General features: G+C 58.8%; 29 protein-coding genes. 10 read left to right on the top strand and 19 right to left on the bottom strand.

Annotated features, from left to right (window positions below; genetic code table 11):
* Nucleotides 1–6 precede the first annotated feature (6 nt).
* The 4 genes from ACZ1JM_RS07735 to tgt are packed head-to-tail and all read left to right on the top strand — an operon-like array spanning nt 7 to nt 3,959.
* Nucleotides 7–978, top strand: a complete 972-nt coding sequence (locus tag ACZ1JM_RS07735; RefSeq protein WP_465134255.1) for an ABC transporter ATP-binding protein — start codon at nt 7–9, stop codon at nt 976–978.
* Complete coding sequence (locus tag ACZ1JM_RS07730; protein ID WP_465134254.1) at nt 975–1,748, top strand: ABC transporter permease; 774 nt, start codon at nt 975–977, stop codon at nt 1,746–1,748. Before ACZ1JM_RS07735 ends, ACZ1JM_RS07730 begins: the two co-directional genes overlap by 4 nt.
* A 17-nt stretch (nt 1,749–1,765) precedes the next feature.
* A complete protein-coding gene (locus tag ACZ1JM_RS07725) occupies nt 1,766–2,797 on the top strand; it encodes a DUF481 domain-containing protein (RefSeq protein ID WP_465134253.1) in 1,032 nt (343 codons plus the stop codon).
* Between the two features lie 19 nt (nt 2,798–2,816).
* Entirely contained in the window at nt 2,817–3,959 is a 1,143-nt protein-coding gene (gene tgt / locus ACZ1JM_RS07720; RefSeq protein WP_465134252.1) for a tRNA guanosine(34) transglycosylase Tgt, read from the top strand.
* A 22-nt stretch (nt 3,960–3,981) separates the two neighbouring features.
* On the opposite strand, the gene ACZ1JM_RS07715 is transcribed toward tgt, so the two are convergent.
* From ACZ1JM_RS07715 to rpiB, 7 genes are all read right to left on the bottom strand, one after another.
* Nucleotides 3,982–4,182: a hypothetical protein gene (locus tag ACZ1JM_RS07715; RefSeq protein WP_465134251.1), complete on the bottom strand. Its 201-nt coding sequence runs from the start codon at nt 4,180–4,182 to the stop codon at nt 3,982–3,984.
* A gap of 140 nt (nt 4,183–4,322) precedes the next feature.
* Entirely contained in the window at nt 4,323–4,937 is a 615-nt protein-coding gene (rpsD, locus tag ACZ1JM_RS07710; protein WP_465134250.1) for a 30S ribosomal protein S4, read from the bottom strand.
* A 226-nt stretch (nt 4,938–5,163) separates the two neighbouring features.
* Entirely contained in the window at nt 5,164–5,907 is a 744-nt protein-coding gene (locus ACZ1JM_RS07705) for an RNA methyltransferase (RefSeq protein ID WP_465134249.1), read from the bottom strand.
* On the bottom strand, nt 5,891–6,367 hold the full coding sequence (gene nrdR, locus ACZ1JM_RS07700) for a transcriptional regulator NrdR (protein WP_465134248.1): 477 nt from the start codon (nt 6,365–6,367) through the stop codon (nt 5,891–5,893). The genes ACZ1JM_RS07705 and nrdR overlap by 17 nt, the downstream gene beginning before the upstream one ends.
* 29 nt (nt 6,368–6,396) lie before the next feature.
* A complete protein-coding gene (locus ACZ1JM_RS07695; RefSeq protein ID WP_465134247.1) occupies nt 6,397–6,624 on the bottom strand; it encodes a hypothetical protein in 228 nt (75 codons plus the stop codon).
* Nucleotides 6,625–6,627: 3 nt separating this feature from the next.
* Nucleotides 6,628–7,926, bottom strand: a complete 1,299-nt coding sequence (gene glyA, locus ACZ1JM_RS07690; RefSeq protein WP_465134246.1) for a serine hydroxymethyltransferase — start codon at nt 7,924–7,926, stop codon at nt 6,628–6,630.
* A 14-nt stretch (nt 7,927–7,940) separates the two neighbouring features.
* A complete protein-coding gene (rpiB, locus tag ACZ1JM_RS07685) occupies nt 7,941–8,378 on the bottom strand; it encodes a ribose 5-phosphate isomerase B (RefSeq protein WP_465134245.1) in 438 nt (145 codons plus the stop codon).
* A gap of 171 nt (nt 8,379–8,549) precedes the next feature.
* On the opposite strand from rpiB, the gene ACZ1JM_RS07680 reads away from it, so the two are divergent.
* A complete protein-coding gene (locus ACZ1JM_RS07680) occupies nt 8,550–8,792 on the top strand; it encodes a hypothetical protein (protein ID WP_465134244.1) in 243 nt (80 codons plus the stop codon).
* A 37-nt stretch (nt 8,793–8,829) separates the two neighbouring features.
* On the opposite strand, the gene rpoD is transcribed toward ACZ1JM_RS07680, so the two are convergent.
* From rpoD to ACZ1JM_RS07665, 3 genes are read right to left on the bottom strand one after another with little or no spacing between them, the layout of a single operon-like run.
* The gene (gene rpoD / locus ACZ1JM_RS07675) at nt 8,830–10,854 is read right to left on the bottom strand and encodes an RNA polymerase sigma factor RpoD (RefSeq protein WP_465134243.1); all 2,025 of its coding nucleotides are present in this window, start codon (nt 10,852–10,854) and stop codon (nt 8,830–8,832) included.
* A 41-nt stretch (nt 10,855–10,895) separates the two neighbouring features.
* Nucleotides 10,896–12,776, bottom strand: coding sequence for a DNA primase (dnaG, locus tag ACZ1JM_RS07670; RefSeq protein WP_465134242.1), 1,881 nt, complete (start codon nt 12,774–12,776; stop codon nt 10,896–10,898).
* 21 nt (nt 12,777–12,797) lie between these two features.
* On the bottom strand, nt 12,798–13,250 hold the full coding sequence (locus ACZ1JM_RS07665) for a GatB/YqeY domain-containing protein (RefSeq protein WP_465134241.1): 453 nt from the start codon (nt 13,248–13,250) through the stop codon (nt 12,798–12,800).
* A gap of 175 nt (nt 13,251–13,425) precedes the next feature.
* Between ACZ1JM_RS07665 and carA the strand changes: the two genes are divergently transcribed.
* The 3 genes from carA (at nt 13,426) to greA (ending at nt 18,607) form a co-directional block, all read left to right on the top strand.
* Nucleotides 13,426–14,592 (top strand): glutamine-hydrolyzing carbamoyl-phosphate synthase small subunit, encoded by a 1,167-nt coding sequence (gene carA, locus ACZ1JM_RS07660; RefSeq protein ID WP_465134240.1) that lies wholly within the window; start codon nt 13,426–13,428, stop codon nt 14,590–14,592.
* Between the two features lie 79 nt (nt 14,593–14,671).
* Nucleotides 14,672–17,995, top strand: coding sequence for a carbamoyl-phosphate synthase large subunit (carB, locus tag ACZ1JM_RS07655; protein ID WP_465134239.1), 3,324 nt, complete (start codon nt 14,672–14,674; stop codon nt 17,993–17,995).
* Between the two features lie 135 nt (nt 17,996–18,130).
* Entirely contained in the window at nt 18,131–18,607 is a 477-nt protein-coding gene (gene greA, locus ACZ1JM_RS07650) for a transcription elongation factor GreA (protein WP_465134238.1), read from the top strand.
* A 42-nt stretch (nt 18,608–18,649) separates the two neighbouring features.
* Here the strand turns inward: greA and ACZ1JM_RS07645 are convergent, their stop codons facing one another.
* The 5 genes from ACZ1JM_RS07645 to ACZ1JM_RS07625 all read right to left on the bottom strand — a co-directional run bounded on the left by ACZ1JM_RS07645 (nt 18,650) and on the right by ACZ1JM_RS07625 (nt 20,748).
* Nucleotides 18,650–18,883, bottom strand: coding sequence for a DUF4170 domain-containing protein (locus ACZ1JM_RS07645; RefSeq protein ID WP_465134237.1), 234 nt, complete (start codon nt 18,881–18,883; stop codon nt 18,650–18,652).
* Between the two features lie 108 nt (nt 18,884–18,991).
* On the bottom strand, nt 18,992–19,564 hold the full coding sequence (locus tag ACZ1JM_RS07640; RefSeq protein ID WP_465134236.1) for a hypothetical protein: 573 nt from the start codon (nt 19,562–19,564) through the stop codon (nt 18,992–18,994).
* Nucleotides 19,565–19,576: 12 nt separating this feature from the next.
* Nucleotides 19,577–19,834: a hypothetical protein gene (locus ACZ1JM_RS07635; protein ID WP_465134235.1), complete on the bottom strand. Its 258-nt coding sequence runs from the start codon at nt 19,832–19,834 to the stop codon at nt 19,577–19,579.
* 13 nt (nt 19,835–19,847) lie between these two features.
* Nucleotides 19,848–20,249, bottom strand: a complete 402-nt coding sequence (locus ACZ1JM_RS07630) for a phage holin family protein (protein ID WP_465134234.1) — start codon at nt 20,247–20,249, stop codon at nt 19,848–19,850.
* 22 nt (nt 20,250–20,271) lie between these two features.
* Nucleotides 20,272–20,748, bottom strand: coding sequence for a hypothetical protein (locus tag ACZ1JM_RS07625; protein ID WP_465134233.1), 477 nt, complete (start codon nt 20,746–20,748; stop codon nt 20,272–20,274).
* A gap of 174 nt (nt 20,749–20,922) precedes the next feature.
* Here ACZ1JM_RS07625 and eno point away from each other — a divergent pair, with 174 nt between their 5' ends.
* The gene (gene eno, locus ACZ1JM_RS07620) at nt 20,923–22,209 is read left to right on the top strand and encodes a phosphopyruvate hydratase (RefSeq protein ID WP_465134232.1); all 1,287 of its coding nucleotides are present in this window, start codon (nt 20,923–20,925) and stop codon (nt 22,207–22,209) included.
* Between the two features lie 49 nt (nt 22,210–22,258).
* Here the strand turns inward: eno and ACZ1JM_RS07615 are convergent, their stop codons facing one another.
* The gene (locus ACZ1JM_RS07615; protein WP_465134231.1) at nt 22,259–22,831 is read right to left on the bottom strand and encodes a MarR family transcriptional regulator; all 573 of its coding nucleotides are present in this window, start codon (nt 22,829–22,831) and stop codon (nt 22,259–22,261) included.
* Between ACZ1JM_RS07615 and ACZ1JM_RS07610 the strand changes: the two genes are divergently transcribed.
* Nucleotides 22,814–23,188, top strand: a complete 375-nt coding sequence (locus tag ACZ1JM_RS07610) for a hypothetical protein (protein WP_465134230.1) — start codon at nt 22,814–22,816, stop codon at nt 23,186–23,188. The two genes, ACZ1JM_RS07615 and ACZ1JM_RS07610, sit on opposite strands and share 18 nt — an antisense overlap.
* Before the next feature lie 97 nt (nt 23,189–23,285).
* Here ACZ1JM_RS07610 and ribH read toward each other — a convergent pair whose 3' ends face one another.
* The 3 genes from ribH to ACZ1JM_RS07595 form a co-directional block, all read right to left on the bottom strand.
* Nucleotides 23,286–23,708: a 6,7-dimethyl-8-ribityllumazine synthase gene (ribH, locus tag ACZ1JM_RS07605; RefSeq protein ID WP_465134229.1), complete on the bottom strand. Its 423-nt coding sequence runs from the start codon at nt 23,706–23,708 to the stop codon at nt 23,286–23,288.
* 1 nt (nt 23,709) lies between these two features.
* Entirely contained in the window at nt 23,710–25,020 is a 1,311-nt protein-coding gene (gene ribB / locus ACZ1JM_RS07600) for a 3,4-dihydroxy-2-butanone-4-phosphate synthase (protein ID WP_465134228.1), read from the bottom strand.
* A gap of 112 nt (nt 25,021–25,132) precedes the next feature.
* Nucleotides 25,133–26,122, bottom strand: a complete 990-nt coding sequence (locus ACZ1JM_RS07595) for a YihY/virulence factor BrkB family protein (protein ID WP_465134227.1) — start codon at nt 26,120–26,122, stop codon at nt 25,133–25,135.
* Nucleotides 26,123–26,362: the final 240 nt, after the last annotated feature.

The following is a 26,362-nucleotide window of genomic DNA, read 5'->3' as shown; positions in this document are numbered from 1 at the left end:
GACGCCATGCAAACTATCCTCGAAATCAGCGGGCTGACCAAGACTTACAAAGGAGGGTTCACCGCTCTCAAGGGTGTGGACCTTGCCATCAATCGCGGAGAGATTTTCGCTCTGCTTGGGCCGAACGGCGCGGGCAAGACGACCCTGATCGGCGCCGTGTGCGGGATGGTTCGCCCTACCTCGGGCACGATCAAGGCCTTCGGGGAGGATATGGGTGCGCACTGGCGGACGCTGAGGGCACGCATAGGCCTCGTGCCGCAAGAACTCGCCACCGATATGTTCGAGCCGGTTCTGCGCTCCGTCAATCACTCGCGCGGCCTGTTCGGGCTCGCGCCGAACCCGGCCCTCGTGGAAGAGATCCTGCGAGCATTGAGCCTTTGGGACAAGCGGAACGAACAGATCCGTAATCTGTCCGGAGGAATGAAGCGCCGCGTGTTGATCGCCAAGGCACTCGCCCACGAACCCGAATTGCTTTTCCTGGATGAGCCGACGGCGGGGGTGGACGTGGAACTGCGCCGAGACATGTGGAAGCAGATCAATCTGCTGAGGGATCGCGGAACCACGGTGATCCTGACGACCCACTATATCGAAGAAGCAGAGGAAATGGCCGATCGCGTTGGCATCATTCGCGGAGGCGAGATCCTGATGGTGGACGAAAAGGCCGCGATGATGGAACGGCTGGGTCGTACGGAAGCGTTGATTACGCTCGCCACACCCCTGAGTGCGTTGCCGGAGGACATTTCGCAATATCCCGTGTCGCTGATCGAGGGAGGGAGCGTGCTTTGCTATCGCGGTGGTGGAGGTAAAGGGGCCAGTGCCGGCACGGCGGAAGTCGCCCAGCTTACCAAGGCTTTGACGCACGCGGGGATCGACTACACCGCGATCGACATCCATGAATCGAGCCTGGAAGACATTTTCGTGAATCTGCTCGAGGGTTCCGGTGCGGGCAATCCCATGGCTCAGGGAGCGGCTGCGTGAGCTTGTTCAACGCCCGCAGTGCCTGGACCATCTACAAGCAGGAACTGATGCGCGCATTTCGCACCGCGCTCCAGTCGATCCTTGCGCCGGTCTTGACCACGACGCTCTATTTCGTCGTATTCGGTGCTGCGATCGGTAGCCAGATGAGTGGCGGCGTCGGCGGCGTCAATTATGGTGCGTTCATCGTGCCGGGACTGCTATTGCTGACGATCCTGGGCGAAAGCACGTCGAATGCCAGTTTCGGCATCTACATGCCTCGCTTTACCGGGGCGATCTATGAACTGCTTTCTGCTCCGGTCGGGGTGGCCGAAACGTTAGTCGGTTTCGTAGGCGCTGCGGCGACCAAGTCGTTGATACTTGCGGTAATCATCCTTGCGACGGCCAGCTTGTTCGTCGACTATTCGATTGCTCATCCGTTCTATGCATTTTGCTATGTACTTCTCGTATCGGCGAGTTTTTCCCTTTTCGGATTCATTCTCGGCATTTGGGCTGACAGCTTCGAGAAGCTCACCATTGTGCCACTGCTGATCCTCACCCCGCTCACGTTCCTTGGCGGTACTTTCTATTCGATCGACGTGCTGCCTGAACCGTGGCGGCAAGTGGCGATGGCCAATCCGGTGGTGTATCTGGTCAATGGGTTGCGCTGGACCTTCTACGGCTCGTCCGATGTTCCGATTGGCCTTTCGTTGGGTTTGACGCTGCTATTCCTGCTGGTGTGCGTCGGCTTCATTTCATGGATTTTCCGGACGGGGTGGCGGCTGCGCAACTGAGGCGCTAATCAGCCACGATGATGACGCGTAGCCGGGTATTGGCCGGCCTTTCCGTTCTGCTTTTCGCCGCCCCCGCTTATGCGCGGGAGGAGGTCCCGCCACTGGTCATGCTGCCGGAGACGCCCCCGCCTCCGCTGGTGGTGGAGCTTCCCAGCTATCCTGAATTCGTCCCTTTCATCCCGGTCGACAGGCCGAGGCTGCCCATGCCTGTCCGCGCCATGCTTGAAGAGGCGATGAAGACCGACGACTCAGATGCCGTCGCCACGGTCGTCAAGTTTGCCCAGGCGACCCAGCCTTACGACAAGGACGAGATCCGCGACATGCACCGCGCCTTTCTCGACCGCAGGGCCAAAGAAATTGCGGCCAAGACCGAGGCCGAACTGGCACGGATCCGCGCGTCCGGGCCGCTCGAACTGTGGAAGGGGCAGATCGAACTCGGCGCTTTCCGGTCCACCGGCAATACCGACAACTTCGGGTTCAGCGCTGCCTTCAATTTCAATCGCAAGGGCATAGAATGGGAGCACATCGTTCAGGCCCGCGCTGATTATCAGGAGGACCGTGGCACCGTCACCCGCGAGCAATATGCCGCAAGCTACCAGCCACGGTACACGCTGAACGAAGGCCTCTTCACCTACGGCCGCGTGCAATACGAGCGCGACCGCATCCAGGGGTTCAAGGATCGCTATTCGCTGTCCGGCGGCCTTGGCTATCGGATCTTGAATGGCCGGACGATGACGCTGTCGCTGGAGGCCGGGCCTGCAATTCGTCGCATCAACTACGTCGGAGAAACCAACGACACCACTTGGTCGGTCCTGACATCGATCGATTTCGACTGGACCATCAATCCCCAGCTCAAGCTGACGCAGGACGCGTCGAGTTACATCGGGTCGGACAACAACACCTTCACGTCGCTGACGGCGCTCGAGTCCGGTCTGGTCAAGGGATTGAAAGCAAAGCTGTCCTACGCGATCGAGCATGAAACATCGCCACCGATCGGATCGTTGAAGACAGATACGATATCTCGGTTCTCACTGGTCTACGGGTTCTGATCGCGGTAACGGGCGCGGCATGAAACCGCGCTTCCAGTTCACCATTCACGCGACCCAAGGCAAGGCCCGCACTGGCGTCGTCCAGATGCGTCGCGGGGAAATTCGCACGCCTGCCTTCATGCCGGTCGGCACTGCAGCCACGGTCAAGGCGATGAAACCGCAGGACGTTCGCGCGACCGGCGCCGACATTATCCTGGGAAATACCTATCATCTGATGCTTCGCCCGGGAGCTGAACGCGTGGCGCGGCTGGGGGGCCTGCACAAGTTCATGAATTGGGACCGTCCGATCCTGACCGATAGCGGCGGCTATCAGGTGATGAGCCTTTCGGAACTGCGCAAGATCACCGAGGAAGGGGTTACGTTCGCCAGTCACATCGACGGATCCCGACACATGCTTAGCCCGGAGCGGTCGATGGAAATCCAGCGATTGCTCGGATCGGACATCGTCATGTGCTTCGACGAATGCCCCAAGATCGACCAGTCTCGCGACGTCATCGCCCGGTCCATGGAGATGTCGATGCGCTGGGCCCGCCGGAGCCGTTCAGCGTTCGATGACGGGGGCGAGCATGCCGAGAGTTCGGCCTTGTTCGGTATTCAGCAAGGCGCGCTGGATGAGGATTTGCGAAAGGCCAGTGCGCAGGCCCTGACCGAAATCGGTTTCGATGGCTATGCCATCGGCGGACTTGCTGTCGGTGAGGGGCAGGAAGCCATGTTCGCGACGTTGGACTTTGCGCCCGCGCAATTGCCTGTCGATCGCCCGCGCTACCTGATGGGCGTTGGCAAGCCGGACGATCTGGTCGGTGCGGTGGAGCGCGGGGTGGACATGTTCGATTGCGTGCTGCCCACCCGTTCGGGCCGCAACGGTCAGGCCTTCACCTGGAACGGCCCGCTGAACATGCGCAATGCCCGACATGCGGAGGACACCGGCCCGATCGATCCGGAATGCGGCTGCCCGACGTGCGCCACCTACAGCAGGGCATATCTGCATCATCTTGTTAAGGCGGGAGAGATGCTCGGCGCGATGCTGCTCACCGAGCACAACATTTCATTCTACCAGAATCTGATGCAGGGGATGCGCGACGCTATCGCTGACCAGCGGTTCGATATGTTCGCTGATGATTTCCGTCGACGGTATGTAAAATCAACGGCAAGCCCGGCCTGACTCCTAACGGGAGACGGGAAAATCAGGCAGCGATCGCTGCCGGCTGACCTACATCTTCGTCGGCAGATTTGGTTTCGAGCATCGTCTCGACGTAGGCGACAAAGCGACCGGTCATTTCATCAAGAAATCCGGCACCGATTTCGCACGCGTGCCGCTGCGCGGTCTTGAGGTCGGTGTACCACTTGCCAGTGCGATGAGGGGTGATGAAGCGATAGCGTGTCATGATGCCCCGTTAATGCGCATGGACAGGCTACAGTTCCCCGACAAGTCACCCAAAATATGTAATTTTTTGTGTCGTCTCCACACACGAAAAGGGCGGCCCCGAAGGACCGCCCTTTGCGATTGGTTCTGTTTGAAAACCGATCAGCGCGAATAGAATTCGACGACCAGGTTGGGTTCCATCTTTACCGGGTAAGGCACTTCGTCCAGCGTCGGAACGCGAACGAAAGTCACCTTGTCGGTGCCGTCCTGCGACACGTAGTCGGGAACTTCACGCTCGGGCAGGTTCTGCGCTTCGATGATCAGCGCCATCTCCTTGGCCTTGGTGCCGAGGCTGATGATGTCGCCAACGCGAACGCGACGCGATGCGATGTTGCACTTCACGCCATTGACGCGGATGTGGCCGTGCGAAACGATCTGGCGAGCCGAGAAGATGGTCGGCGCGAACTTGGAGCGGTATACGACCATGTCCAGGCGCTGCTCGAGCAGGCCGATCAGGTTCTGACCGGTATCGCCCTTCATGCTGGACGCTTCCTGATACGTGCGCTTGAACTGCTTTTCCGTCACGTCGCCATAGTAGCCCTTGAGCTTCTGCTTGGCGCGCAGCTGCAGACCGTAGTCCGAAACCTTGCTTTTGCGGCGCTGACCGTGCTGGCCGGGGCCGTAGCTGCGGCGGTTGACCGAGCTCTTGGGACGGCCCCAGATGTTTTCGCCCATGCGGCGGTCGAGTTTGTACTTCGAGCTTTGACGCTTCGACATATGTCACTTTCCGTTCTGCTGCCGCGCCACCACTGTGGCTACGCGATCCATAGTTTCCCGGGGTGCACCATCCAGCCATAGAGCACTGGATGCGGCCGCCGCTTCACCGGGGTGCGGGGCCGAATGGAACGACTGCCGAGGCGGTCGCCATGTGAAGGGGTGCCGCTTAGCGTGTAGGGCGGCAGAGTCAAGCGCCAAGCCCCCGTTCGCTGATACGAAGCGGATTTTATCCCAGATCGCGGGGTTTGCGATTGCCGCCGAGAGCGCTCAGCACGCCGCGCATGGTGCGCACTTCGAGCGAGTTCCAACCGGGCTTGGTCAGCATGTTACGCAAGGTGCGGCGCGTGGCGCTGGCACGGCTTTCCGGAAAGAAATAATTGGTCGGCTCCAGCAGCCGTTCGAACTGGCCGATCATGCCTTCCAGTTCATCCTGCGGGGCAGGTGGGAGTATCTCTTCGACGGTAGGCTGGGCCAATGCCGCACCCTTCGACCACTCATAGGCGCACAGAATGACCGCCTGCGCCAGATTAAGCGAAGCGAACGCGGGGTTGATCGGCACGGTCAGGATCGCGCGGGCCAACGCCACGTCCTCCGTTTCCAACCCCGAGCGTTCGGGACCGAAAACATAGGCGGATCGTCCGGGGGCGGTGTGGACCTCGTGAGCGGCCTGTTCCGGGGTGACGACAGGCTTGGTCACGCCCCGCTTGCGTACGGTGGTTGCATAGACGTTGGAACAGTCGGAAACCGCGTCGGCCAGTGTTTCGAACACCTCGGCTTTTTCCAGCACATCGTCCGCGCCCGCCGCAGCCGGGCCAGCAGACGGATTAGGCCAACCGTCACGAGGGGAGACCAGGCGAAGTTCGGTAAGCCCGAAGTTGAGCATCGCGCGCGCGGCCTTGCCGATATTCTCGCCAAGTTGGGGGCTCACCAGGACGATGATGGGACGCTTCATATCAGTTGACGCCGACATCACGCACCGTTCCTGCAAAATCTTCGAAATCCTTCGCTTCGTTAAAGGAGCGGTAGACGCTCGCGAACCGAATATACGCCACCGAATCGAGCAGTCGCAGCCCCTCCATGACCAGTTCGCCGATCATGCGGGACGGCACTTCCGTTTCGCCTGAGGTTTCGATCTGTCGCTGGACGCTGGATACCAGACGGTCAATCCGATCACGCTCGATCCCGCGCTTACGGCATGCCAGCGTGACGGATTGCTCGATCTTGGCGCGATCGAACGGCTCGCGACGTGGGTCGTCAATCGCATCGTTGCTTTTGACGACCACGATTTCGCGCAGTTGTACCCGTTCGAACGTTGTGAACCGACCGCCGCAGCTTGAACACTGGCGGCGCCGACGGATCGCGGTTGCGTCCTCCGTCGGCCGGCTGTCCTTTACCTGGGAATCATCGTGAGCGCAAAAAGGACAGCGCATTCAATCGGTTACTTTCGAAATGCCGAAACTCATTCAGGCCGAACGCGCTTGTAGAACTTGTACCCGGCGCCAGCCGCCAAGCCGAGGCCAATCGGAATGAACGGCAGGACTGCACCCGCCAGCGCTCCGATCGCGCCCCACGCCAGAACCGGCTTGGTGGAAGGATGGGCAAGGCCATCCTGAAGCATGCCGGCGAGTTCCTGGCGAGCATCGTGCACGAAGTCGCCATTGTGGTTAGGGCGCTGGGGATCAATCATGGTTTAGTCCTCATAGATGGGGAAACGATCACAAAGCGCTTCAACGCGCGTGCGAACGTTCTGCTCCACCTGAGCGTCACCTTCTTCGCCACAGCGGGCCAGACCGTCGAGAACATCGGCGACCATGTTGCCGATTTCACGAAATTCCTCGGGTCCGAAACCACGAGTCGTACCGGCGGGAGAGCCGACGCGGATGCCGCTTGTCTTCATCGGCGGCAGCGGATCGAACGGGATGCCGTTCTTGTTGCAGGTGATGCCCGCACGCTCCAGCGCCTCGTCCGCGTCTTTGCCCGTCACGCCGAGCGGGGACAGATCGACGAGAGCGAGGTGCGTGTCGGTTCCGCCCGACACGATCGCCGCGCCGCGCGACTTGAGCGTTTCGGCCAGAACCTGCGCGTTCTCGATGACGCGGGCGGCGTAGTCCTTGAAGTCGGGGCGCAGCGCTTCGCCGAACGCCACGGCCTTGGCGGCGACGACGTGCATCAGCGGGCCGCCCTGCAGGCCGGGGAAGACGGCTGAATTGATCTTCTTGGCCAGCGCCTCGTCATTGGTGAGGATCATGCCGCCGCGCGGACCACGCAGCGTCTTGTGCGTGGTCGTAGTGGCGATGTGGGCGTGCGGGAAGGGCGAGGGGTGCAGGCCCGCCGCAACCAGTCCTGCGAAGTGCGCCATGTCCACCTGGAAGATCGCGCCCACCGCATCGGCGATTTCGCGCATGCGCTTGAAATCGATGACGCGCGGATAGGCAGAACCACCGGCGATGATGAGCTTGGGATTGTGCTCGCGCGCCAGCGCCTCGACCTGATCGTAGTCGATGAGGTGCGTGTCCTTGGTGACGCCATATTGGACAGCGTTGAACCACTTGCCCGACAGGGCCGCCTTGGCGCCGTGGGTGAGGTGGCCGCCAGCGTCCAGGCTCATGCCCATGACGGTGTCGCCCGGCTTGACGGTCGCCAGCAGGACGGCGCCGTTGGCCTGCGCGCCGGAGTGCGGCTGGACATTGGCGAAACCGCAGTCGAACAGCTGCTTCGCGCGTTCGATCGCCAGCGTTTCCACTTCGTCCGACGGTTCGCAGCCCTGGTAGTACCGCTTGCCCGGATACCCTTCGGCGTACTTGTTGGTCAGCACCGAGCCCTGCGCTTCGAGCACGGCCTTGGAGACGATGTTTTCGGACGCGATCAGCTCAATCTGCTTGCGCTCGCGCTTCAGTTCCTTGCCGATGGCCTTGGCCACATCAGGATCGCTCTGCGCGATGGTGTCGGTGAAGAAGCCGGGCGAGCGGATGGCGGTGTCTACGGTCATGGGCCTAGGCTCCTTCAAATGGAGGGATTGGATAGTTTTTCGACACGACCGGCGTGGCGGCCTCCGCCGAAATCGGTGGACAGAAAGGCATCGAGGCAGGCCTTGGCCATGTCCTCGCCGGTCAGGCGCGCGCCCATGGCGATGACGTTGGCGTCGTTGTGCTCACGCGCCAAGGTGGCCGACAGGGGTTCGGAGACCAGAGCGCAGCGGCAGGCCGGGTCGCGATTGACGGCGATGGAAATGCCGATGCCCGAGCCGCAGAGGGCGACACCGAACTGAACCGTACCGTCTGCGACGACCGACGCCAGCTTATACCCATAGTCGGGGTAATCGACCCGGTCGGCGGTGTCGGGGCCAAGGTCGGCGACTTCGTGGCCCGCTTCGATCAGGTATTCGCGCAAGGTCGCCTTCAGGTCGACGGCGGCGTGATCGGATGCGATCGCGATACGCATGGGAGAGGGTGCTTCCTTCCTGCGGGGGATTCGTTTGCGGCTCCCTTAGTCGCGCTGACGCCGGATGGCGAGTCCCGTGGCGACTGGATGTCGATCCGCCCTTGTATCACGTGGGCCGTCAAGGCAGCATGATACCACCGGCTGAGGCCGACGCATCAACGGAGCATGCTTATGTCGATGAAGATCCCGTTTGCCTTGAGCCTTGCCGGCGTAGTTGCCCTTGCCGGTTGTATGGAGACAATGCCGGGTCCCGACCGTCCGAACCGCCCCCGTCCCGAGCGGCCGGCCATCTGTACGCGGGAATATGCACCCGTCTGCGCCGTCAAGCGTGGCAAGCGGCAGACGTTTGGCAACGCCTGCATGGCGAAAGCCGAAGGTTTCAGGATCATCGATCAGCGCGCCTGCAGCCGATAAGAAAAAAGCCTCTCCGGAGAGAGGCTTTTTCTATTCGTTACTGATCGAGGAACGAGCGCATCTTGCGTGAACGGCTGGGGTGCTTGAGCTTTCGCAGCGCCTTGGCTTCGATCTGACGGATACGTTCGCGGGTGACCGAGAACTGCTGGCCGACTTCTTCCAGCGTGTGATCGGTGTTCATGCCGATGCCGAAACGCATGCGCAGCACGCGTTCCTCGCGGGGCGTGAGCGATGCAAGCACGCGGGTGACGGTTTCCTTGAGGTTCGCCTGGATCGCCGCATCGACGGGAATGATGGCGTTCTTGTCCTCGATGAAATCGCCTAGGTGGCTGTCTTCCTCGTCGCCGATCGGCGTTTCGAGGGAGATCGGCTCCTTGGCGATCTTCATCACCTTGCGAACCTTTTCGAGCGGCATGGACAGACGCTCGGCCATTTCTTCCGGCGTCGGCTCGCGGCCCTGCTCGTGCAGGAACTGGCGGCTGGTGCGAACCAGCTTGTTGATCGTCTCGATCATATGGACCGGAATGCGGATCGTGCGCGCCTGATCGGCGATCGAGCGCGTGATCGCCTGCCTGATCCACCAGGTGGCATACGTCGAGAACTTGTAGCCGCGGCGATACTCGAACTTATCGACCGCCTTCATCAGGCCGATATTGCCTTCCTGGATAAGATCCAGGAACTGCAGACCGCGGTTGGTGTATTTCTTGGCGATGGAGATCACGAGACGCAGGTTCGCCTCGACCATTTCCTTCTTGGCGATGCGCGCTTCACGCTCGGCCTTCTGAACCATGTTCACGATGCGACGGAATTCCGGCAGCGCCATGCCCGTGGCGGCGGCGATGTCCGAAACTTCCATGCGGATCCGCTCTACCGGATCGGCTTCGTTCTCGGCGAACGCGGCCCACTTCTTGTCCTTCTTGGACATTTCGGCAAGCCAGGTATCGTCCAGTTCGCGGCCGACATAGGTTTCCAGGAAGTCTGCGCGCTTGACCTTGTGACGCTCGGCAAGACGCAGCATCTGGCCGCCCAGCGTGGTGAGACGACGATTGAAGGCGTACAGGTTGTCGACCAGATATTCGATCTTGGTCGCATGGAATTGCACGGATTCGACCTGCGCGGTCAGGTCTTCGCGCAGCTGCTGATACTGTTCTTCCTTGGCCGCAGGGAAATCGATCCCGAGAGCCAGCGCTTCCAGGCGCTCGGACTGCAGACGCTCGAATGTCTGGAACAGCTCGGTGATCTGGGCGAACTTCTCCAGCGCTTCCGGCTTGAGAGCGGCTTCCATCTGGGCGAGGCTGAGAGTGTTGTCCTCCTCGTCCTCTTCCTCGGCACGCTTGGTGCGCGGGTTGCCGTCCTCGTCCACGTCGTCGGCGGATTCTTCTTCCTCGACGTCGTCCTCTTCCTTGAAGGACGGTCCGGCGGTCTTTTCGCTGATCTCGCCGTCGTCGTCGCCTTCGCCATCCTCGTTGAGGTTTTCTGGCTGCGGCTCCTTGGAGAGCATGGCGTCGAGATCGAGAATCTCGCGCAGCTGCATTTCACCGTTGTTGAGCGCTTCGGACCACTGGATGATGGCGTGGAAGGTGATCGGGCTTTCGCAAAGCCCTAGAATCATCATGTCGCGACCGGCTTCGATGCGCTTCGCGATGGCGATTTCGCCCTCGCGGCTGAGCAGCTCCACCGCGCCCATTTCGCGCAGGTACATGCGCACCGGATCGTCGGTACGCTCGATCGTTTCTTTTTTCTTGGTGTCCACGACCAGCCGCTGCGAAACCTCATCGGCTTCGTCTTCGGCCTCGGCCTCACGGTCGTCTTCGGGCTGGCTATCGGCATCCTCGTCGTTCTCGACGATGTTGACGCCCATTTCGGAGATCGCGGCCATGATGTCCTCGATCTGCTCGGAAGACATCTGGTCCTGCGGAAGGGCCTCATTCAGTTCGTCATAGGTGATCACGCCGCGACGCTTGGCGCGGGCGATCAGCTTCTTGATCGAACCTTCATTGAGATCAATCAGCGGCGCATCGGTGCCGTCATTCTCTGCGCCGTTGGTTTCGTTTTTGCTCATTCTTCCGCCGTTGTCCCGTGTGCCTTCGTATAATTATACAATCACGAAGACGCCTGTCTGGTCGCCATTTGCCTGAGGCGACTGTCAAATTCCAGCTTTCTCTCACGCAGTCGCTGCTGCTCGGCGAAAGTCTCTTCCGAAAACTCCCGCTCGTGCCGCTCGGTGGCCGCTTGAAGCGCCGCTTCCAGCATTGGCCTTTCGATCAGAAGCTCTATGGCCTGCGCCAGTTCTTCAGCGGATTTGTCAGGATCGCCATTGGCGGCAAGAAACCCGAATCGAAAGTCGGAGTACTCCGACGTTTTCGGGGGCTCCATGCCGCTGTGTTGCAATATGGTTTCAATGCGTGCGGTTTCAAGCGGCTGGGAAGAATGGCACCACTCCACCAACGCTGCGAATCGGGGGTCGAGGTTGGGAGTTCGAGCCAGCGCCTCGGCATAGCGGGCGAGAACCAGCGGCTGACGCATCAGTCCGGCAAGGACCGCGGCCGATAGTCCGTCGCGCGTCGCGGCGCCTTTATAGCGTGAGTTCAGTCGGCTGATCGATTCGGGAGAGGAAGGGGCCGGGGGCGGGGTGCCGTTCCACTTGCCTCTCTGAAAACCGCCCGAGCGGCTAGGCTGGTATCCCTGACCGGACGAGGGCTGCCACCGGCTTTCGCGCTTCGGGAAGGCGAAGGCCGAATAGCGATCCTGCAACTCGCGGCGATAGAGGCTGGCGATATCGGGGTTCTGAATCGTTTCCACGTGTGCCATCAGCCTGGCTTTCAGCCCGGCCTTGTCCTCCGGCGTATGGAGGGGGACTGAATCGCGCTCCACTTCCCACAGCACGTCGACCAGACTGGCGGCGCTGTCGAGCATGGCTTCCATGGCGCGGGCGCCTTTGGCCTTGATCAGATCGTCGGGGTCGAGGCCCTCGGGCAGACGGACGATCTTCAGGCTATGGGCCGGGCGCAGCAGGGGCAGGGCGCGCGTAATCGCCCGCATTGCAGCGCGTTGACCGGCGGCATCACCATCGAAACACAGGATCGGCGTTTCGACCTGGCGCCAGAGCATCTCGATCTGATGTTCGGTGAGCGCCGTGCCCAGGGGGGCCACACATTCGCCAATCCCGGCGGCGGCAAGGGCGATGACATCCATGTATCCCTCAACAACCACCATCCTCCCCGACTGGCGAGCAGCAGGTGCGGCGCGATGCAGGTTGTACAGGGTCCGCCCTTTGTCGAAGAGCGGGGTGTCGGGCGAGTTGAGGTATTTCGGGGTGCCGGACTTCGCGTCCGTGAGGATGCGGCCACCGAAAGCGATCACCCGGCCACGCGCATCTTCGATCGGAAGCATCAACCGGCCGCGAAAACGGTCGTACGGATCGCGATCGTCAACAACGATGCGAAGGCCGGCTTCGATCAGCATGGCTTCGGGGAAGCGGGCGAGGGCTTCTTTTAGCGACTGCCGACCCTCGGGCGCATAGCCGAAGCCGAAACGCTCGACCGTATGGGCGTTGAACCCGCGTGTGTTGAGGTAGGTGGTTCCTATGTCGCCATCATGTGTTTTTAGGTTCCCTCGAAACCACTCCTGCGCGGCAGCCATCACATCGTGCAGGCTGTCACGCTTTTCTGCCGCTCGAGTAGCTTTGGGGTCCGGTTGCGGGACATCCATTCCGGCCTCGAGCGCCAGTTCCTTGACCGCATCCATGAACGCCAGACCCTGATGGTCGGTCATCCATCGGATCGCATCGCCATGGGCACCGCAGCCGAAGCAGTGGTAGAACCCCTTGTCGTCATTGACAGTGAAGCTGGGCGATTTTTCGTTATGGAAGGGGCAGCATGCCTTGAACTCGCGCCCAGCCTTCTGCAGGCGCGTAGATCGACCGATCAACGCCGATAGCGTGATCTTGGACCTGAGCTGGTCGAGCCATTGGGGCGTAAGCATGCTGCCGATTGCCGATCAAGTTTAGGCCAGCGCGGCTTTCACCCAGCCACTGGCTTTGCCCATGTCCAGCTCGCTGCCGTGGCGCGCTTTCAACTCGGCCATGACCTTGCCCATGTCCTTCATGCCGGACGCGCCGGTCTCAACCTTGATCTGTTCGATCGCCGCCTTGGTGTCTGCCTCGCTCAACTGCGCAGGCAGAAACGTCTCAATCACGTCGAGCTCGGCCTGTTCGTCCGCTGCTTTGTCAGGGCGACCGCCCTGCTGGAACAACTGGATCGATTCGCGGCGCTGCTTCACCATCTTCTGCAGCACGTCGATCACGAGGGCCTCGTCGTCAGGAACCGTATCGGAAGTCCGCAGCTCGATATCGCGGTCCTTGATCTTCGCGAGAATGAGGCGAACGGTCGCCAAACGCTGCTTTTCTCCTGCCTTCATGGCGGAGATCTGGGCGGCCTTGATCGAATCACGAAGCATTGTTTTTCTTCTGTCCTGACTGTGTTGAGGGTGCTCGCGGGAGCAGGGATTGCGGCAAAACTAGCAGCCCGAAGGGCTTTTTGCACCCTCCTGCCTTGACGTGATGCACAACCGTCTCTAGCGGCAGCGTCTTAGCACACAACGTCAGAAAACGCCTGCAACGGAGCGACCCACCATGGCCGACGCCGCATCTTCGCTTGCGCCCAAACCTGAAGGGGCGACCGGCGTGCTCGTCCTTAGCGACGGGCACGTAGTTTGGGGCCGTGGCTTTGGCCACGTCGGTGAATCGGTGGGAGAAGTCTGCTTCAACACCTCGATGACCGGTTATCAGGAAGTGATGACCGACCCCTCGTATGCGGGGCAGATCGTCACCTTCACCTTCCCTCACATCGGCAATGTCGGCGTCAATGAGGAAGACCTTGAGTCGCTGGTGGACGGTGCGGTCGGCTGCGTGGTTCGTGAAGAAGTGACACTCGCTTCCAGCTTCCGGTCAGCGGGTGAATTTGGCCAATGGCTCGCCGATAAGGGCAAGGTCGGACTGTCGGGCATCGATACCCGAGCGCTGACGCGGCGCATTCGTCTGGCCGGTGCGCCCAATGCGGTGATCGCTCATCATCCAGGCGGTGAGTTCGACATTCCCGCCCTGATCCAGCGCGCCCGCGAATGGCCGGGTCTTGAAGGGATGGATCTAGCCAAGATTGTCAGCCGTGAAATACAGGAGGGCTGGGAAGGCTCCGTGTGGACGCTGGGCACCGGCTACGGCCGCTCGCCGCGAGACGCCCGTCCTCACGTCGTCGCCATAGATTACGGCGCCAAAGATAACATCTTCCGCAACCTCGTGAAGGCCGGCGCGCGTGTTACCGTCGTCCCGGCCGAGACGGGCATCGACGCCATTATGGCGCTCGGACCTGCCGGGGTGTTTCTTTCCAACGGCCCCGGAGATCCTGCAGCTACCGGGAAATACGCGGTGCCGGTGATCCAGTCTTTGCTGGAACGTGACATGCCGGTTTTCGGTATCTGCCTTGGCCATCAGATGCTCGGTCTTGCGGCGGGGGCAACCACCAGCAAGATGCACCAAGGCCATCGCGGCGCAAATCATCCGGTCAAGCGACTGACCGACGGTGTGGTCGAGATCACGTCGATGAACCATGGGTTCGCGGTCGATAACAAAACGCTGCCTGACCACGTCGAAGAAACTCACGTGTCCCTTTTCGACGGATCGAACTGCGGCATCGCCATCAAGGGCAAACGCGCGTTCGGCGTTCAGTACCATCCCGAAGCTAGCCCCGGCCCGCAGGACAGCTTCTATCTGTTCGAAAAATTCGTCGGGATGCTGAGCTAAGGCAGGCATGACCTGCTAAGGATCGCAACATCCCATTCGATCGCACTAAACAAGAATTACCCAAGGCGGAAACTGGCCCATGCCCAAACGCACTGACATCTCCTCGATCCTCGTCATCGGCGCAGGCCCGATCATCATCGGACAGGCGTGTGAGTTCGACTATTCAGGGACCCAGGCGATCAAGGCGCTGAAGGAAGAGGGATACCGGGTGATCCTGGTCAATTCCAACCCGGCCACGATCATGACCGACCCGGAAATGGCCGATGCGACGTACGTCGAGCCTATCTCCCCTGAAATCGTGGCACGCATCATCGAAAAGGAGCGGCCCGACGCGGTTCTTCCAACGATGGGCGGGCAAACCGCGCTGAACTGCGCGCTTGCTCTGTTCAACGACGGCACGCTCGAAAAATACGGCGTACAGATGATCGGGGCCGATGCCGACGCGATCGACAAGGCCGAGGATCGCCAACGTTTCCGCGAGGCGATGGACAAGATCGGCCTTTCATCAGCTCGTTCCGGCGTTGCCCATACGTTGGACGAGGCGTTCAAGGTCCTCGAAACGACCGGCTTGCCGTCGATCATCAGGCCCAGCTTCACCATGGGCGGCACCGGCGGCGGCATCGCCTACAACAAGGCCGAGTTCGAAACGATCGTGCGGTCGGGGCTCGACGCGTCGCCCACCACCGAAGTGCTAATCGAAGAGTCGCTGCTCGGGTGGAAAGAGTACGAGATGGAAGTCGTGCGGGACAAGCACGACAACTGCATCATCATCTGCTCCATCGAAAACGTCGATCCGATGGGTGTCCACACAGGCGATTCCATCACGGTAGCCCCGGCGCTGACGCTGACCGACAAGGAATACCAGATCATGCGTACCGCCTCGATCGAGGTTTTGCGCGAGATCGGTGTCGAAACGGGTGGTTCGAACGTACAATTTGCGGTCAATCCCAAGGACGGTCGCTTGATCGTCATCGAGATGAACCCACGCGTCTCCCGTTCTTCTGCTCTGGCTTCCAAAGCCACCGGGTTCCCGATCGCCCGCGTGGCTGCCAAGCTCGCAGTGGGTTACACCCTTGACGAGATCATGAACGAGATCACGGGTGCTACCCCTGCTGCGTTCGAGCCTACGATCGATTACGTCGTGACCAAGATACCTCGGTTCGCCTTCGAAAAGTTCAAGGGTGCCAAAGACGATCTGACGACGGCCATGAAATCGGTCGGTGAAGTGATGGCGATCGGCCGCAACATCAAGGAGTCCATGCAGAAGGCTTTGCGTGGCCTCGAAACCGGATTGGACGGCTTCAATCGCGTGTTATCGCTGGAAGGCGCTGGACGGGACGTCATCATCGCGGCATTGTCACGTGCAACACCTGATCGCCTTCTCAATGCAGCCCAAGCGTTCCGTGAAGGTTTCACAGTCGATGAAATCCACGCGATCACGCACTACGACAAGTGGTTCCTCCGGCACATCGAAGAGATTATCGCCGCCGAAACCCAAATCCTCGAACACGGGTTGCCCAACGATGCCGTCGGCCTGCGCCGCCTGAAGGCTATGGGCTTTTCCGACAAGCGTCTTGCCAAACTGGCTGTGCGCTCGGTGGGCGTCGCTGGCGGCCTTGGTGAAACACAAGCCAAGCGCTCGGGCCTGTTGCATGACGCGTTGCGTGCGATGGCAGGGGCTACGAGCGAAAGAGAAGTTCGCCAATTGCGCCGCAAGCTTGGTGTGTTGCCAGTGTTCAAGCGGATCGACAGCTGCGCTGCCGAGTTCGACGCGATCACTCCCTACATGTACTCGACATATGAAAGTCCGTTCTACGGCGAGGCCGAGGATGAGGCGATGCCGTCCGAGCGACGCAAAATCGTCATTCTTGGCGGCGGCCCCAACCGCATCGGCCAAGGCATCGAGTTTGATTATTGCTGTGTCCATGCCTGCTTTGCCCTGTCGGAAGCCGGCTTTGAGACCATCATGGTCAACTGCAATCCCGAAACTGTTTCCACCGACTACGACACGTCAGATCGCCTCTACTTTGAGCCTCTGACCGCCGAGGACGTGCTGGAAATTCTGCGGGTCGAACAATCGAGCGGGGAATTGGTAGGTGTCATCGTCCAGTTCGGTGGGCAGACTCCCCTGAAGCTCGCACAGGCGCTGGAAGACGAAGGGATCCCGATCCTGGGAACGTCGCCCGATGCCATCGATCTTGCAGAGGACCGGGAGCGTTTCTCGGCTCTCGTGGAGAAGCTTGGGCTGAAGCAGCCCGCGAATGGCATCGCTCGCAGCCGTGATGAAGCCGTCGCCGTCGCCAATCGCATCGGGTATCCGGTGTTGATGCGTCCCAGTTATGTTCTGGGCGGCCGCGCGATGGAAATTGTCGATAGCGAACAACAGCTTGATGATTACATTGCAACGGCCGTGCAGGTTTCAGGCGACAGTCCTGTCCTGATCGACCAATACCTGCGCGATGCTATCGAGTGCGACGTCGATGCGCTTTGCGACGGCGAACAAGTCGTCGTTGCTGGCGTGATGCAGCATATCGAAGAAGCCGGAATCCACAGCGGAGACAGCGCATGCTCTCTCCCACCTTACAGCCTGCCCGACGCGATTATCGTAGAGATGGAACGCCAAGCGGAAGCGCTGGCGTTCGGCCTGAATGTGCGTGGCCTGATGAACATCCAGTTCGCGATCAAGGACAACGAGGTGTACCTGATTGAGGTAAATCCTCGCGCCTCGCGTACGGTTCCTTTTGTTGCCAAGGCGCTTGGCCAGCCAGTCGCCAAGATCGCCAGCAGGGTCATGGCGGGGGAAATGCTGTCGACCTTCCCGCCGTTCAAGCGCGAACTGCCGTACGTCGCTGTGAAGGAAGCCGTATTTCCGTTCGCTCGTTTCCCTGGCGTGGACCCTGTGCTCAGCCCGGAAATGAAGTCGACAGGCGAAGTCATGGGGATTGATGCGGATTTCCCGACCGCCTTTGCAAAAGCGCAACTGGGAGCGGGTGTGCGATTGCCGACGTCCGGCACCGTATTCGTCTCGGTCAAGAACAGCGACAAGCCTATGATCCTGCCTGCGATCCGTACGTTGCTCGATGAAGGGTTCCGAGTGATCGCCACGTCGGGAACCCAACGGTATCTTGCTGAGGCAGGCCTTCCGGTTGAAGTCGTCAACAAGGTAGCGGAAGGGCGTCCCCATATCGTCGACAAGATCGTCGATGGCGAAATTTCGCTGATCTTCAACACGACCGAGGGATGGCAAAGTCTTAAGGACTCCACCTCGATCCGAGCCTCTGCGCTGGCGGCAAAGGTTTCGATTTTCACGACTGCGGCGGCAAGCTTGGCTGCCAGTGAAGCTATCAAGACGATTCGCGGGAGCCAACTTGAAGTGCGATCGTTGCAGGACTACTATAGCTGAAATCGATCTTGCTTCCCCACATCGCCGCAGATCGGCCCCGGCCTTCAGCACGGTAATCGGCTGGGACGGGACAGGAGAATATTATCCTGTCTGTTGATCGAGTGTGGGGCTGGCGACAAAAGGAATGACGTAAGAATGGCCAGTATCGAAAAGCTGCCGATGCTCGCGGAAGGCTACGAAAGGCTGACTGCTGACCTCAAGGCCCTGCGTGAAGAACGTCCGAGGATCGTAGATGCGATCGAAGAGGCACGGGCGCATGGTGACCTGTCTGAAAATGCAGAGTATCACGCAGCAAAGGAGCGGCAGGGTCAGGTAGAGGCGACCATCGCCGATCTTGAAGACAAGATCACTCGCGCGCAAATTGTTGATCCTGCCTCGTTGTCAGGCGATAAGATCATCTTTGGTGCCACCGTAACCTTGTTGGATGACGACGAGAAACCGGTGACATATCAGATCGTGGGTCCTTATGAGGCTGATGCGAAAGTTGGGCGGATCAGCTACAACTCTCCTCTTGGCAAAGCACTGATCGGTCGCCGGGTTGAAGACGAGATCGAGGTTACGGTCCCATCTGGCGACAAATTCTATCTGGTGCAAAAAATAGAATTCATTTGATGGTCACGGACTATGAAAAGGCCGGCATTTAGCCGGCCTTTTTTATTGTGCGGTTGTATCTTCCGTAAGTCCTGGCTCCAGTAACCGATGCAAGTGGACAATTACGTACTTCATTTCGGCGTCGTCGACAGTGCGCTGAGCGTTCGACTTCCACGCTTCTTCGGCAGAAGCGTAATTTGGGTAGACGCCGACGAGGTCTAGGCCTTCAAGATCGGTAAATTCCAGGCTGCGCGGGTCTTTAACCCGACCGCCCATAACTAAATGAAGCTTCTGCATAGAGAAGAGCCGCTTTCTTGCTGGGGAGAGCAGCTCTTATAATTTCAGCGATGGATCGCGGCAAGCGTCGATGTTTGCCCCACCAACGACAAAGTGTCCGTCGGGCGATTATCGACGAGATTTTGCCTTCGCTTTGATATCTTCTGCCACCGACAGGAGTTTATCCGATTGCCTTGATGCAGCATCTCCAAACCTATCGGCAGCATCGTGTGCAACCTCACCAAATTGGCTGGCGCGCTTCGCTGTAATTTTGCCCAGAACGCTTGCTGCAGCCAAGGCAGCTGATCCGTATTGTTCCAGCTTGTCGGCTGCCGCTTCCGTGGCGTGTTCCGTGCGATCAGCCAGAACAATAGCGGTTTTCTTCGCTTTCTTGCTCAACCCTCCCACTTTCTGCGAGGTGCGCTTGCCGAGCGCCGAGGAAGTCACGCCAGCGGCTTCCGCAATATTGGCTGCACGGTCGAAAAGCCGTCTGCTGGTACGGCGCGGGAGAAGAGCACTTATCGCGACACCAATTGCTATCCCTCCAGCGACCGTAGCCACGGGATGACGCTTGACGAACGAAATTATACGGTCCGAGGGCCGTTGTTGGCTGGTCGCGGGCAGCGCAACGACATTCGTGCCACTGGCGGTAGAAGGCGAGGCAGTCGAAGGAATGACTGAGTTAGAGTCGATCTTGCTCACCGTTTGCTTTCCTTATTTACGTAATTGGTCGATCCATACCGTGATCGAATCTCTAGCAAACCAAAGCGCGATGGCTGCCAATGTTCCACCAACGGCGGCGGGGTGTTCTTCCACTACGATGGCAGCCTCATCGAATATGACCCGAGCCTGATCAATCGCTTCGTCGGCAATTCGACCGCCGATCCCGCGCGCTTGGACATCAGCCTTGAAGGCTCCGTAATGATCGTCGAACTGGGCGCGGGCAGCATCGCGCGTCAGGCGATCTGCCATGACTTGGGCCAGCTTACTCATGAATTGGCCCTCCATCACGTTCGCTGGTTCCTGCGACTGACCGTAACCGTCGTATCCGCGATCTCAAATTCACTGCAAGTATAGCGACTACGAGCAATAGTCCGATAGTTACCGCGAGCATCGCTCCCCAGCGACCGAGGACTGGGCCGAGCGCTAACACCAGGCCAACCACAAAAGCCATGACCGCAAAAAATAAAATGACAAGTGCGGAGGTCGCGATGACCACTATTCCCCGCGCTTCCGATACAACATAGGAAGCGCGGGACTTTTGAAATGCCAGCTCTGCTTGAGCCAGACTCTTCGCTTCTCCCGCCAACTGCTTCAAATCTTGCGCCAACGTCGCTTCGGAATGAACGTCGCTAGCTACCGCGGCTTCAGGGTAAATGTCTGTCATGAGCGGGCAAAAGCTTCCACCCTTACTTGCCGCAGAAAAGACGCGAAAGGACAAAGCCAGTGGTCACTGCCAAACCGATCGCAAGTCCCGGACTTTGCCGTACAAATTCTCGTGCATCTTCAGTCAGTTCGTCGATGGACTTTTCGTCAAGGCGAAGAGCGGCATCATTCAGCGACTTGGAGGCGCTGCGCGCATAATCGCCGTACTGCGCACCAACCTTTGCATCGATCAAGGAGGCATTGTCGTCGATGACTTTCGATATTCCGACGATCGCCTGGCTGGCCTTGGCTTTACCCTCCGCAGCAAAATCGGCCGCCTTGGATTTCGCATCAGACGCGAAGGCGCTGGCCTGTTCTTTGGCATCGCCCGTTCTTGCCTTGCATTCACCGGTCATCTCGTTGGCGAATGCTTGTGCACCGGCTTTCGCTTCCTCGACCGCCTTGTTGAAGTGATTTTTGGCATTCTCCGTGCCGTTGCCGGTGATGGTGGGGTCGACCATGGAGTTATCCTTCTCTTCGTGGCTCGTGGGCGAAAATCACCCTAATAATCATATGAGGACAGAGTAACACAACCCGCCCGTTATTGCTGCAACGCAACTTGCCTTGCGAAGTTCCCCTGCTAAGACCCCCGTAAACGGCGCAACCAGCGCGCCAAAGCGAGGAGAACCGCCAAAATGACCGCCATAATCGATATTCACGGCCGGGAAATTCTTGACAGCCGCGGCAATCCGACTGTCGAAGTCGACGTATTGCTCGAGGATGGTAGTTTCGGACGGGCCGCAGTGCCGTCAGGGGCCTCGACCGGGGCTCATGAAGCGGTCGAGTTGCGGGATGGCGACAGCAACCGGTATCTGGGCAAGGGGGTCCAGAAGGCCGTTGATGCGGTCAATGGTGAAATTGCCGAAGCGCTCATTGGCCTTGATGCTGAAGACCAGCGAGATCTTGACCTTACGATGATCGAACTCGACGGGACGGAAAACAAGGCCCGTCTTGGCGCAAATGCTATCCTCGGCGTTAGTCTTGCCGCTGCAAAGGCTGCCGCGAATGCGCGGGGGCTCCCGCTTTATTCATACGTAGGAGGCGTGTCTGCACACGTTCTTCCCGTGCCGATGATGAATATCATCAATGGCGGTGAACATGCGGACAACCCTATCGATTTTCAGGAATTCATGATCATGCCGGTCGGGGCAGGATCAATCGCTGAAGCGGTTCGCTGGGGCGCTGAAATCTTTCACACCTTGAAAAAGGGCCTTCACGAAAAGGGCCTTGCGACCGCCGTTGGTGATGAAGGCGGCTTTGCCCCCAACCTGGCAAGTACTCGCGATGCGCTCGACTTCGTGATGGCTTCGATCGAAAAAGCTGGGTTCAAACCGGGCACCGATATAAAGCTGGCTCTTGATTGCGCTTCCACCGAGTTCTTCAAGAACGGCAAGTACGAGATCAGCGGTGAAGGGCTCAGCCTTAATCCCGTGGCGTTCGCAGATTATTTGGCCGATTTGTGTGATGCCTATCCTATCGTGTCGATCGAAGATGGCATGAGCGAAGACGATTTCGAAGGTTGGAAGGCGCTGACCGACAAGATTGGCCAGAAGGTTCAGTTGGTGGGTGACGACCTGTTTGTTACTAACCCCAAGCGCTTGACGATGGGCATCGAAAAGGGGCTCGCAAATTCGCTACTGGTCAAGGTCAATCAGATCGGGTCGCTCACTGAGACATTAGAGGCTGTCTCTATTGCAAACCGCAATGGCTACACTGCGGTGATGTCTCATCGTTCCGGCGAGACGGAAGACGCCACGATCGCCGATCTCGCGGTCGCCACCAATTGCGGGCAGATCAAAACCGGGTCGCTCGCTCGGTCGGATCGGCTTGCAAAATACAACCAGCTTATTCGCATCGAACAAGAATTGGGTAAGGCGGCGCGTTACGCCGGTGCCAGTGCGTTCGGACGTCTGGCCAACTGATAGATTGAATTCAGGTGGACCGCGCCGAACTGCCGGCCGGTCCACTTTTTTAATTTCGTCGCGCCAGCACCGGATCGCGGGTTGGTTCTTCAGTTCGCACTACTGATCTGGATGCCGAGGCGAAGTACTCCAGCATTCCCGCATAGCCTCGCGCACTCAGTTTGACATAGACGCGTCTGGCATCGCCTGGATCAGCCTCTCTAACAAGCAGACCTTGCCTCTCCAGGATTGCTATCCATCGCAAGGCTGTCGTCGAAGGGACCGCCGAACCGATACAGGCGCTGGTTACGGATACCCGACGCCTCTCTTTGGCGGCGATGAACAGATCTATCAGGATGTCCCAGGCGGGCTCGCCGAACAACTCTTCGGAGCGAAATATCTTGGTCCGACGACGCCGATCTTCGTATGTCTGTCTGGCAAGTTCAACCCAGATAGGGTGGTCCTGACCATTTGAACTTTTGTCGACATCAACCGGATATTTGCTTCCGTTCAGATTGTCCAAAACTTCGGACGGACTTTCACCGATCTCGAGTTCCCGAGCCATCGCAAGCAGCTCGTTTGCAATACCAATCAGCCGCACAGCTTTTGCGCGATTGCGCATGAGTTGATTGGTATTCTCCATGTCCCCATGTCACCAGCAGCTGGCGGCATAAGTATTGACACTCAGTCATCTTCGCCGCGATTAATTCAGGTGTCGCCGGGAACATCGATCTCAAAGTTGAATGCTTTGAAACCGCAAGATGCTTTGCCCGCTACGGGCTACGCCTTAAGCAACTATTCGCATCCGCGTCTCGCGTATGCTCCTCCATTTTGGATTGTTACAAACAGGGATGCCGAGGTCTTAGCCGCGAATCTTTTCAGTTCAGGCCAACTTGTGACAGGATTGAAAAATAAAGAGGTAACGCCTGTTAACACCACAACAGCCTTCGCCAAATTCAGGTTTGAAGCGGGATTTGGCGAAGGTGGAACAGGACAATAAAGATCGGTTCTGGAGATATTCTGCGTGGTATCGCCTTTGGCATCAATCTTTCGCTGTTGATGCTCGAATTTGCTTAAAGCGACATTTCGAATAAACGTCAGTTTCCAAAACGTGCCTTGAGATCGTAAAGGGATATGGCCGCCTTTGCAGCCTCGCCACCCTTGTCTTTTTGATCCTGGTCGGCACGAACCAAGGCTTGTTCTTCGTTTTCGACAGTTAGTATGCCGTTGCCTATGGCAATGCCATCCATCGTCAGCGCCATGATGCCGCGGGCAGATTCGCCAGCCACGATTTCAAAGTGATACGTCTCGCCGCGGATGACGACGCCTATGGCGACGAAGCCGTCGTAGTCCCCGCTGGCTTCAGCGAGCGAAATCGCTGCCGGTATCTCTAACGCACCTGGCACGGTGATCACTTCACCGGAATGTCCAGCAGCGGCAAGCGCCGCCTGAGCGCCAGCGATCAGTTTATCGTTCAGATGATCGTAGAAACGAGCCTCGATTATCAGAAAACGCGCCATATCAGTTCGATCCTTCCAGAATGTCCACGATCGGTCGTTCCGATACGATGTTCAGGCCATAGCCTTCCAGCGCTACAAGCGAATGATGCGTGTTGGTTAATAGCACCATGTCGTGGATGCCCAACTCGGCCAGGATCTGCGCCCCGACCCCATAATCGCGCAGTTCTTCGAGATCAGGCGTTCCCCCGTTGCGGAATTCCTGTTTGATGTCGATCACTCGGGACATAAGCCGGTTCATCGGGCGATTGATGACGACGATCACTCCCGCGCCTTCCTCGGCGATCATGTTCATAGACCTATGCAGGAGTTCACCACGCTCGCCAGTGTCTTCGCCGAAAATGTCGGCGAAGAGAGAAAGGGTGTGCATACGAACAAGCGTTGGTTGAGTAGGGTCGATACGACCTTTGACCAACGCTACGGTTTCGTCCCCGGTCGCGCGATTGAAGTATGACCTGGCAACCCATTCGCCGCCATGGCGAGAATGGAAAGTCATCTCGTTGCGCTTTTCAATCATCCGGTCATGCCGGCGCCTATAAGCGATCAGGTCGCGTATGGTGCCAATCTTCAAATCATGTGCCCGAGCGAAACCGATGAGATCGTCCATGCGAGCCATCGTGCCATCTTCACGCATTATTTCACAGATGACGCCCGATGGGTTCAAGCCAGCAAGCCGTGAAATGTCGACGGCTGCTTCGGTGTGGCCCGCTCTAACAAGCACGCCGCCATCGCGCGCTCGTAACGGAAAGACGTGACCGGGCGTTACGATATCATCGCGCGTTTTTGTTCCGTCGATTGCGACCGAGATCGTGCGGGCACGATCGCCTGCGGAAATGCCGGTTGTAACTCCCTCGCGCGCCTCGATCGACACGGTGAATGCCGTCTCGTGCCGCGTGCCGTTATTTTGGCTCATGAGGTTGAGGCCAAGGTCATCAACGCGCTGGCTCGTCAAGGTCAGGCAAATCAGGCCCCGACCGTGAGTAGCCATGAAATTTACTGCAGCCGGGGTCGCCATCTGCGCGGGGATCACTAGGTCGCCCTCGTTCTCACGGTCCTCATCGTCCACCAGAATGAACATTCGACCGTTTCGGGCTTCGTCGATGATTTCTTCAATCGGTACAAGCATTTCCCGATCATCATTTGCGAACAGCACGCGCTCCAGTTTGTTCAGCGTGTCAGCGGTGGGGTTCCAGTCAGGTTCCGTGCAATCTCTTAGCGTATTGGCATGCAGGCCAGCGGCCCGGGCGAGGCCCGCCTTGCTCATGCCGCCATCTAACACCAAGTTGCGAACCTTGGAAATCACATCCGAAGCCATTACAATGTCCTGCACCACATTTCGATGTGAGGCGGTTATTTGCTTTCGACATTCAGGTCAATAGTGTGTGATTGCGCTTGCAAGAAGCAAAGCAGCGAAATCGCCAAAAGTCCTACGATTGCCTGCTGTCAGCCTGCTTTCGGGCTGCCTCGGCGCGACGCCGCTTGTGCTTAGCCAATTGCTCCGATGATGGCACATGGTCGTCAATGACGTCAGCAAGCACCGCACCTCGCTCCCCCGCAGGGCGAGCATGTCCGGCAGTAGTGTCGCAGAAAGTCTGCCGCTCTATCTCTGCATTGAGTAAGGCGCCAAGGAGAACGCCATATGCCGATAGGAACAACCACATGAGGAAGACAACAATCGCCGATAACGAGCCATACGTCGCGTTGTAGTCGCTGATGTAAGCGACATAGAGCGAGAAACCGAACGATACAGCTAGCCAAAGCAGGGTGGCGAGTAGCGATCCCGGCGCCAGCCAACGCCATTTAGCCGGTCGTCGATCGGGGCCAAAGCGCATGATCAGAGCGAATCCGGCAGTCCCCAGCGCTATGGCGAACAGCCATGTCAGCATCTTGAACAGCGTGGCGGTCAGACCGCCAAGATAGACGCTTGTCTGCGTTTGAAGCCAGGCGAACACGCCACCCGATAAAACCCCTGTAAGAGCCAAGACGATGGCTGACAGCGTCAATGCCGCCGCTCGTAACGTCAGCGCGATAACTCCCCTGGTTTCTCGTTCCTCATTAATAACGTTTAGCGCGCTCATCATGCCGCTTGCTGCGCGCATTCCGCCATAGATCGCAAAAAACAATGCGATCACCAGAGCCAGCCCGGTCACGCCTGAATTCGTCGTGATGATCCTCAGCAGCTGCTCTTCCAGCAGCCGGGCGACGTCTGGCGGTACGACGTCGATTATGCTCGCCATCTGCTTGCGTACCATGCCAACATCCGCGACGAGGCCATAGACCATGACGGTGGCAGCGATCAAAGGGGTGAGAGCCAGGAACGTGTAAAACGCCAACCCCGCCGCCAGCAGGCCAAGTTCGTGGAAGCCGATCATGACCCATACGCGTTTCAGCACTTTCTTCCACGCGGCTTTTGGCATACTCCAAGGACTTATCGCGGCAGTACCGGATTGCTCACTTTCAGATGCGTCAAGTGACGGATCGGCCACGGTATCAGCCTTTTCAATCATAGGCTTGTATCAACCGGGGAACTTTCGCGGTTGCAGTGCGATAGGCACGTTCAGGAGGGGCCGGTGTTTTCGGTCCGGTAAAGGGGTGGTTCGTCGCGTTGCTCATGCCTAGGCTAATGGACTACAGGGCGCCTTGTTCCCTTGATTTGC

The organism is Novosphingobium sp. BL-S-24 (genome assembly GCF_055521575.1).
This window is presented reverse-complemented; position numbering and strand designations above follow the sequence as displayed.

Excerpts from the sequence above, each read along its gene's own strand:
- ACZ1JM_RS07735 (WP_465134255.1), top strand. The coding sequence starts at position 7 with ATGCAAACTATCCTCGAAATCAGCGGGCTGACCAAGACTTACAAAGGA.
- ACZ1JM_RS07725 (WP_465134253.1), top strand. The coding sequence starts at position 1,766 with ATGATGACGCGTAGCCGGGTATTGGCCGGCCTTTCCGTTCTGCTTTTC.
- tgt (WP_465134252.1), top strand. The coding sequence starts at position 2,817 with ATGAAACCGCGCTTCCAGTTCACCATTCACGCGACCCAAGGCAAGGCC.
- ACZ1JM_RS07715 (WP_465134251.1), bottom strand. The coding sequence starts at position 4,182 with ATGACACGCTATCGCTTCATCACCCCTCATCGCACTGGCAAGTGGTAC.
- rpsD (WP_465134250.1), bottom strand. The coding sequence starts at position 4,937 with ATGTCGAAGCGTCAAAGCTCGAAGTACAAACTCGACCGCCGCATGGGC.
- ACZ1JM_RS07705 (WP_465134249.1), bottom strand. The coding sequence starts at position 5,907 with ATGTCGGCGTCAACTGATATGAAGCGTCCCATCATCGTCCTGGTGAGC.
- nrdR (WP_465134248.1), bottom strand. The coding sequence starts at position 6,367 with ATGCGCTGTCCTTTTTGCGCTCACGATGATTCCCAGGTAAAGGACAGC.
- ACZ1JM_RS07695 (WP_465134247.1), bottom strand. The coding sequence starts at position 6,624 with ATGATTGATCCCCAGCGCCCTAACCACAATGGCGACTTCGTGCACGAT.
- glyA (WP_465134246.1), bottom strand. The coding sequence starts at position 7,926 with ATGACCGTAGACACCGCCATCCGCTCGCCCGGCTTCTTCACCGACACC.
- rpiB (WP_465134245.1), bottom strand. The coding sequence starts at position 8,378 with ATGCGTATCGCGATCGCATCCGATCACGCCGCCGTCGACCTGAAGGCG.
- ACZ1JM_RS07680 (WP_465134244.1), top strand. The coding sequence starts at position 8,550 with ATGTCGATGAAGATCCCGTTTGCCTTGAGCCTTGCCGGCGTAGTTGCC.
- rpoD (WP_465134243.1), bottom strand. The coding sequence starts at position 10,854 with ATGAGCAAAAACGAAACCAACGGCGCAGAGAATGACGGCACCGATGCG.
- dnaG (WP_465134242.1), bottom strand. The coding sequence starts at position 12,776 with ATGCTTACGCCCCAATGGCTCGACCAGCTCAGGTCCAAGATCACGCTA.
- ACZ1JM_RS07665 (WP_465134241.1), bottom strand. The coding sequence starts at position 13,250 with ATGCTTCGTGATTCGATCAAGGCCGCCCAGATCTCCGCCATGAAGGCA.
- carA (WP_465134240.1), top strand. The coding sequence starts at position 13,426 with ATGGCCGACGCCGCATCTTCGCTTGCGCCCAAACCTGAAGGGGCGACC.
- carB (WP_465134239.1), top strand. The coding sequence starts at position 14,672 with ATGCCCAAACGCACTGACATCTCCTCGATCCTCGTCATCGGCGCAGGC.
- greA (WP_465134238.1), top strand. The coding sequence starts at position 18,131 with ATGGCCAGTATCGAAAAGCTGCCGATGCTCGCGGAAGGCTACGAAAGG.
- ACZ1JM_RS07645 (WP_465134237.1), bottom strand. The coding sequence starts at position 18,883 with ATGCAGAAGCTTCATTTAGTTATGGGCGGTCGGGTTAAAGACCCGCGC.
- ACZ1JM_RS07635 (WP_465134235.1), bottom strand. The coding sequence starts at position 19,834 with ATGGCAGATCGCCTGACGCGCGATGCTGCCCGCGCCCAGTTCGACGAT.
- ACZ1JM_RS07630 (WP_465134234.1), bottom strand. The coding sequence starts at position 20,249 with ATGACAGACATTTACCCTGAAGCCGCGGTAGCTAGCGACGTTCATTCC.
- ACZ1JM_RS07625 (WP_465134233.1), bottom strand. The coding sequence starts at position 20,748 with ATGGTCGACCCCACCATCACCGGCAACGGCACGGAGAATGCCAAAAAT.
- eno (WP_465134232.1), top strand. The coding sequence starts at position 20,923 with ATGACCGCCATAATCGATATTCACGGCCGGGAAATTCTTGACAGCCGC.
- ACZ1JM_RS07615 (WP_465134231.1), bottom strand. The coding sequence starts at position 22,831 with ATGGAGAATACCAATCAACTCATGCGCAATCGCGCAAAAGCTGTGCGG.
- ribH (WP_465134229.1), bottom strand. The coding sequence starts at position 23,708 with ATGGCGCGTTTTCTGATAATCGAGGCTCGTTTCTACGATCATCTGAAC.
- ribB (WP_465134228.1), bottom strand. The coding sequence starts at position 25,020 with ATGGCTTCGGATGTGATTTCCAAGGTTCGCAACTTGGTGTTAGATGGC.
- ACZ1JM_RS07595 (WP_465134227.1), bottom strand. The coding sequence starts at position 26,122 with ATGCCAAAAGCCGCGTGGAAGAAAGTGCTGAAACGCGTATGGGTCATG.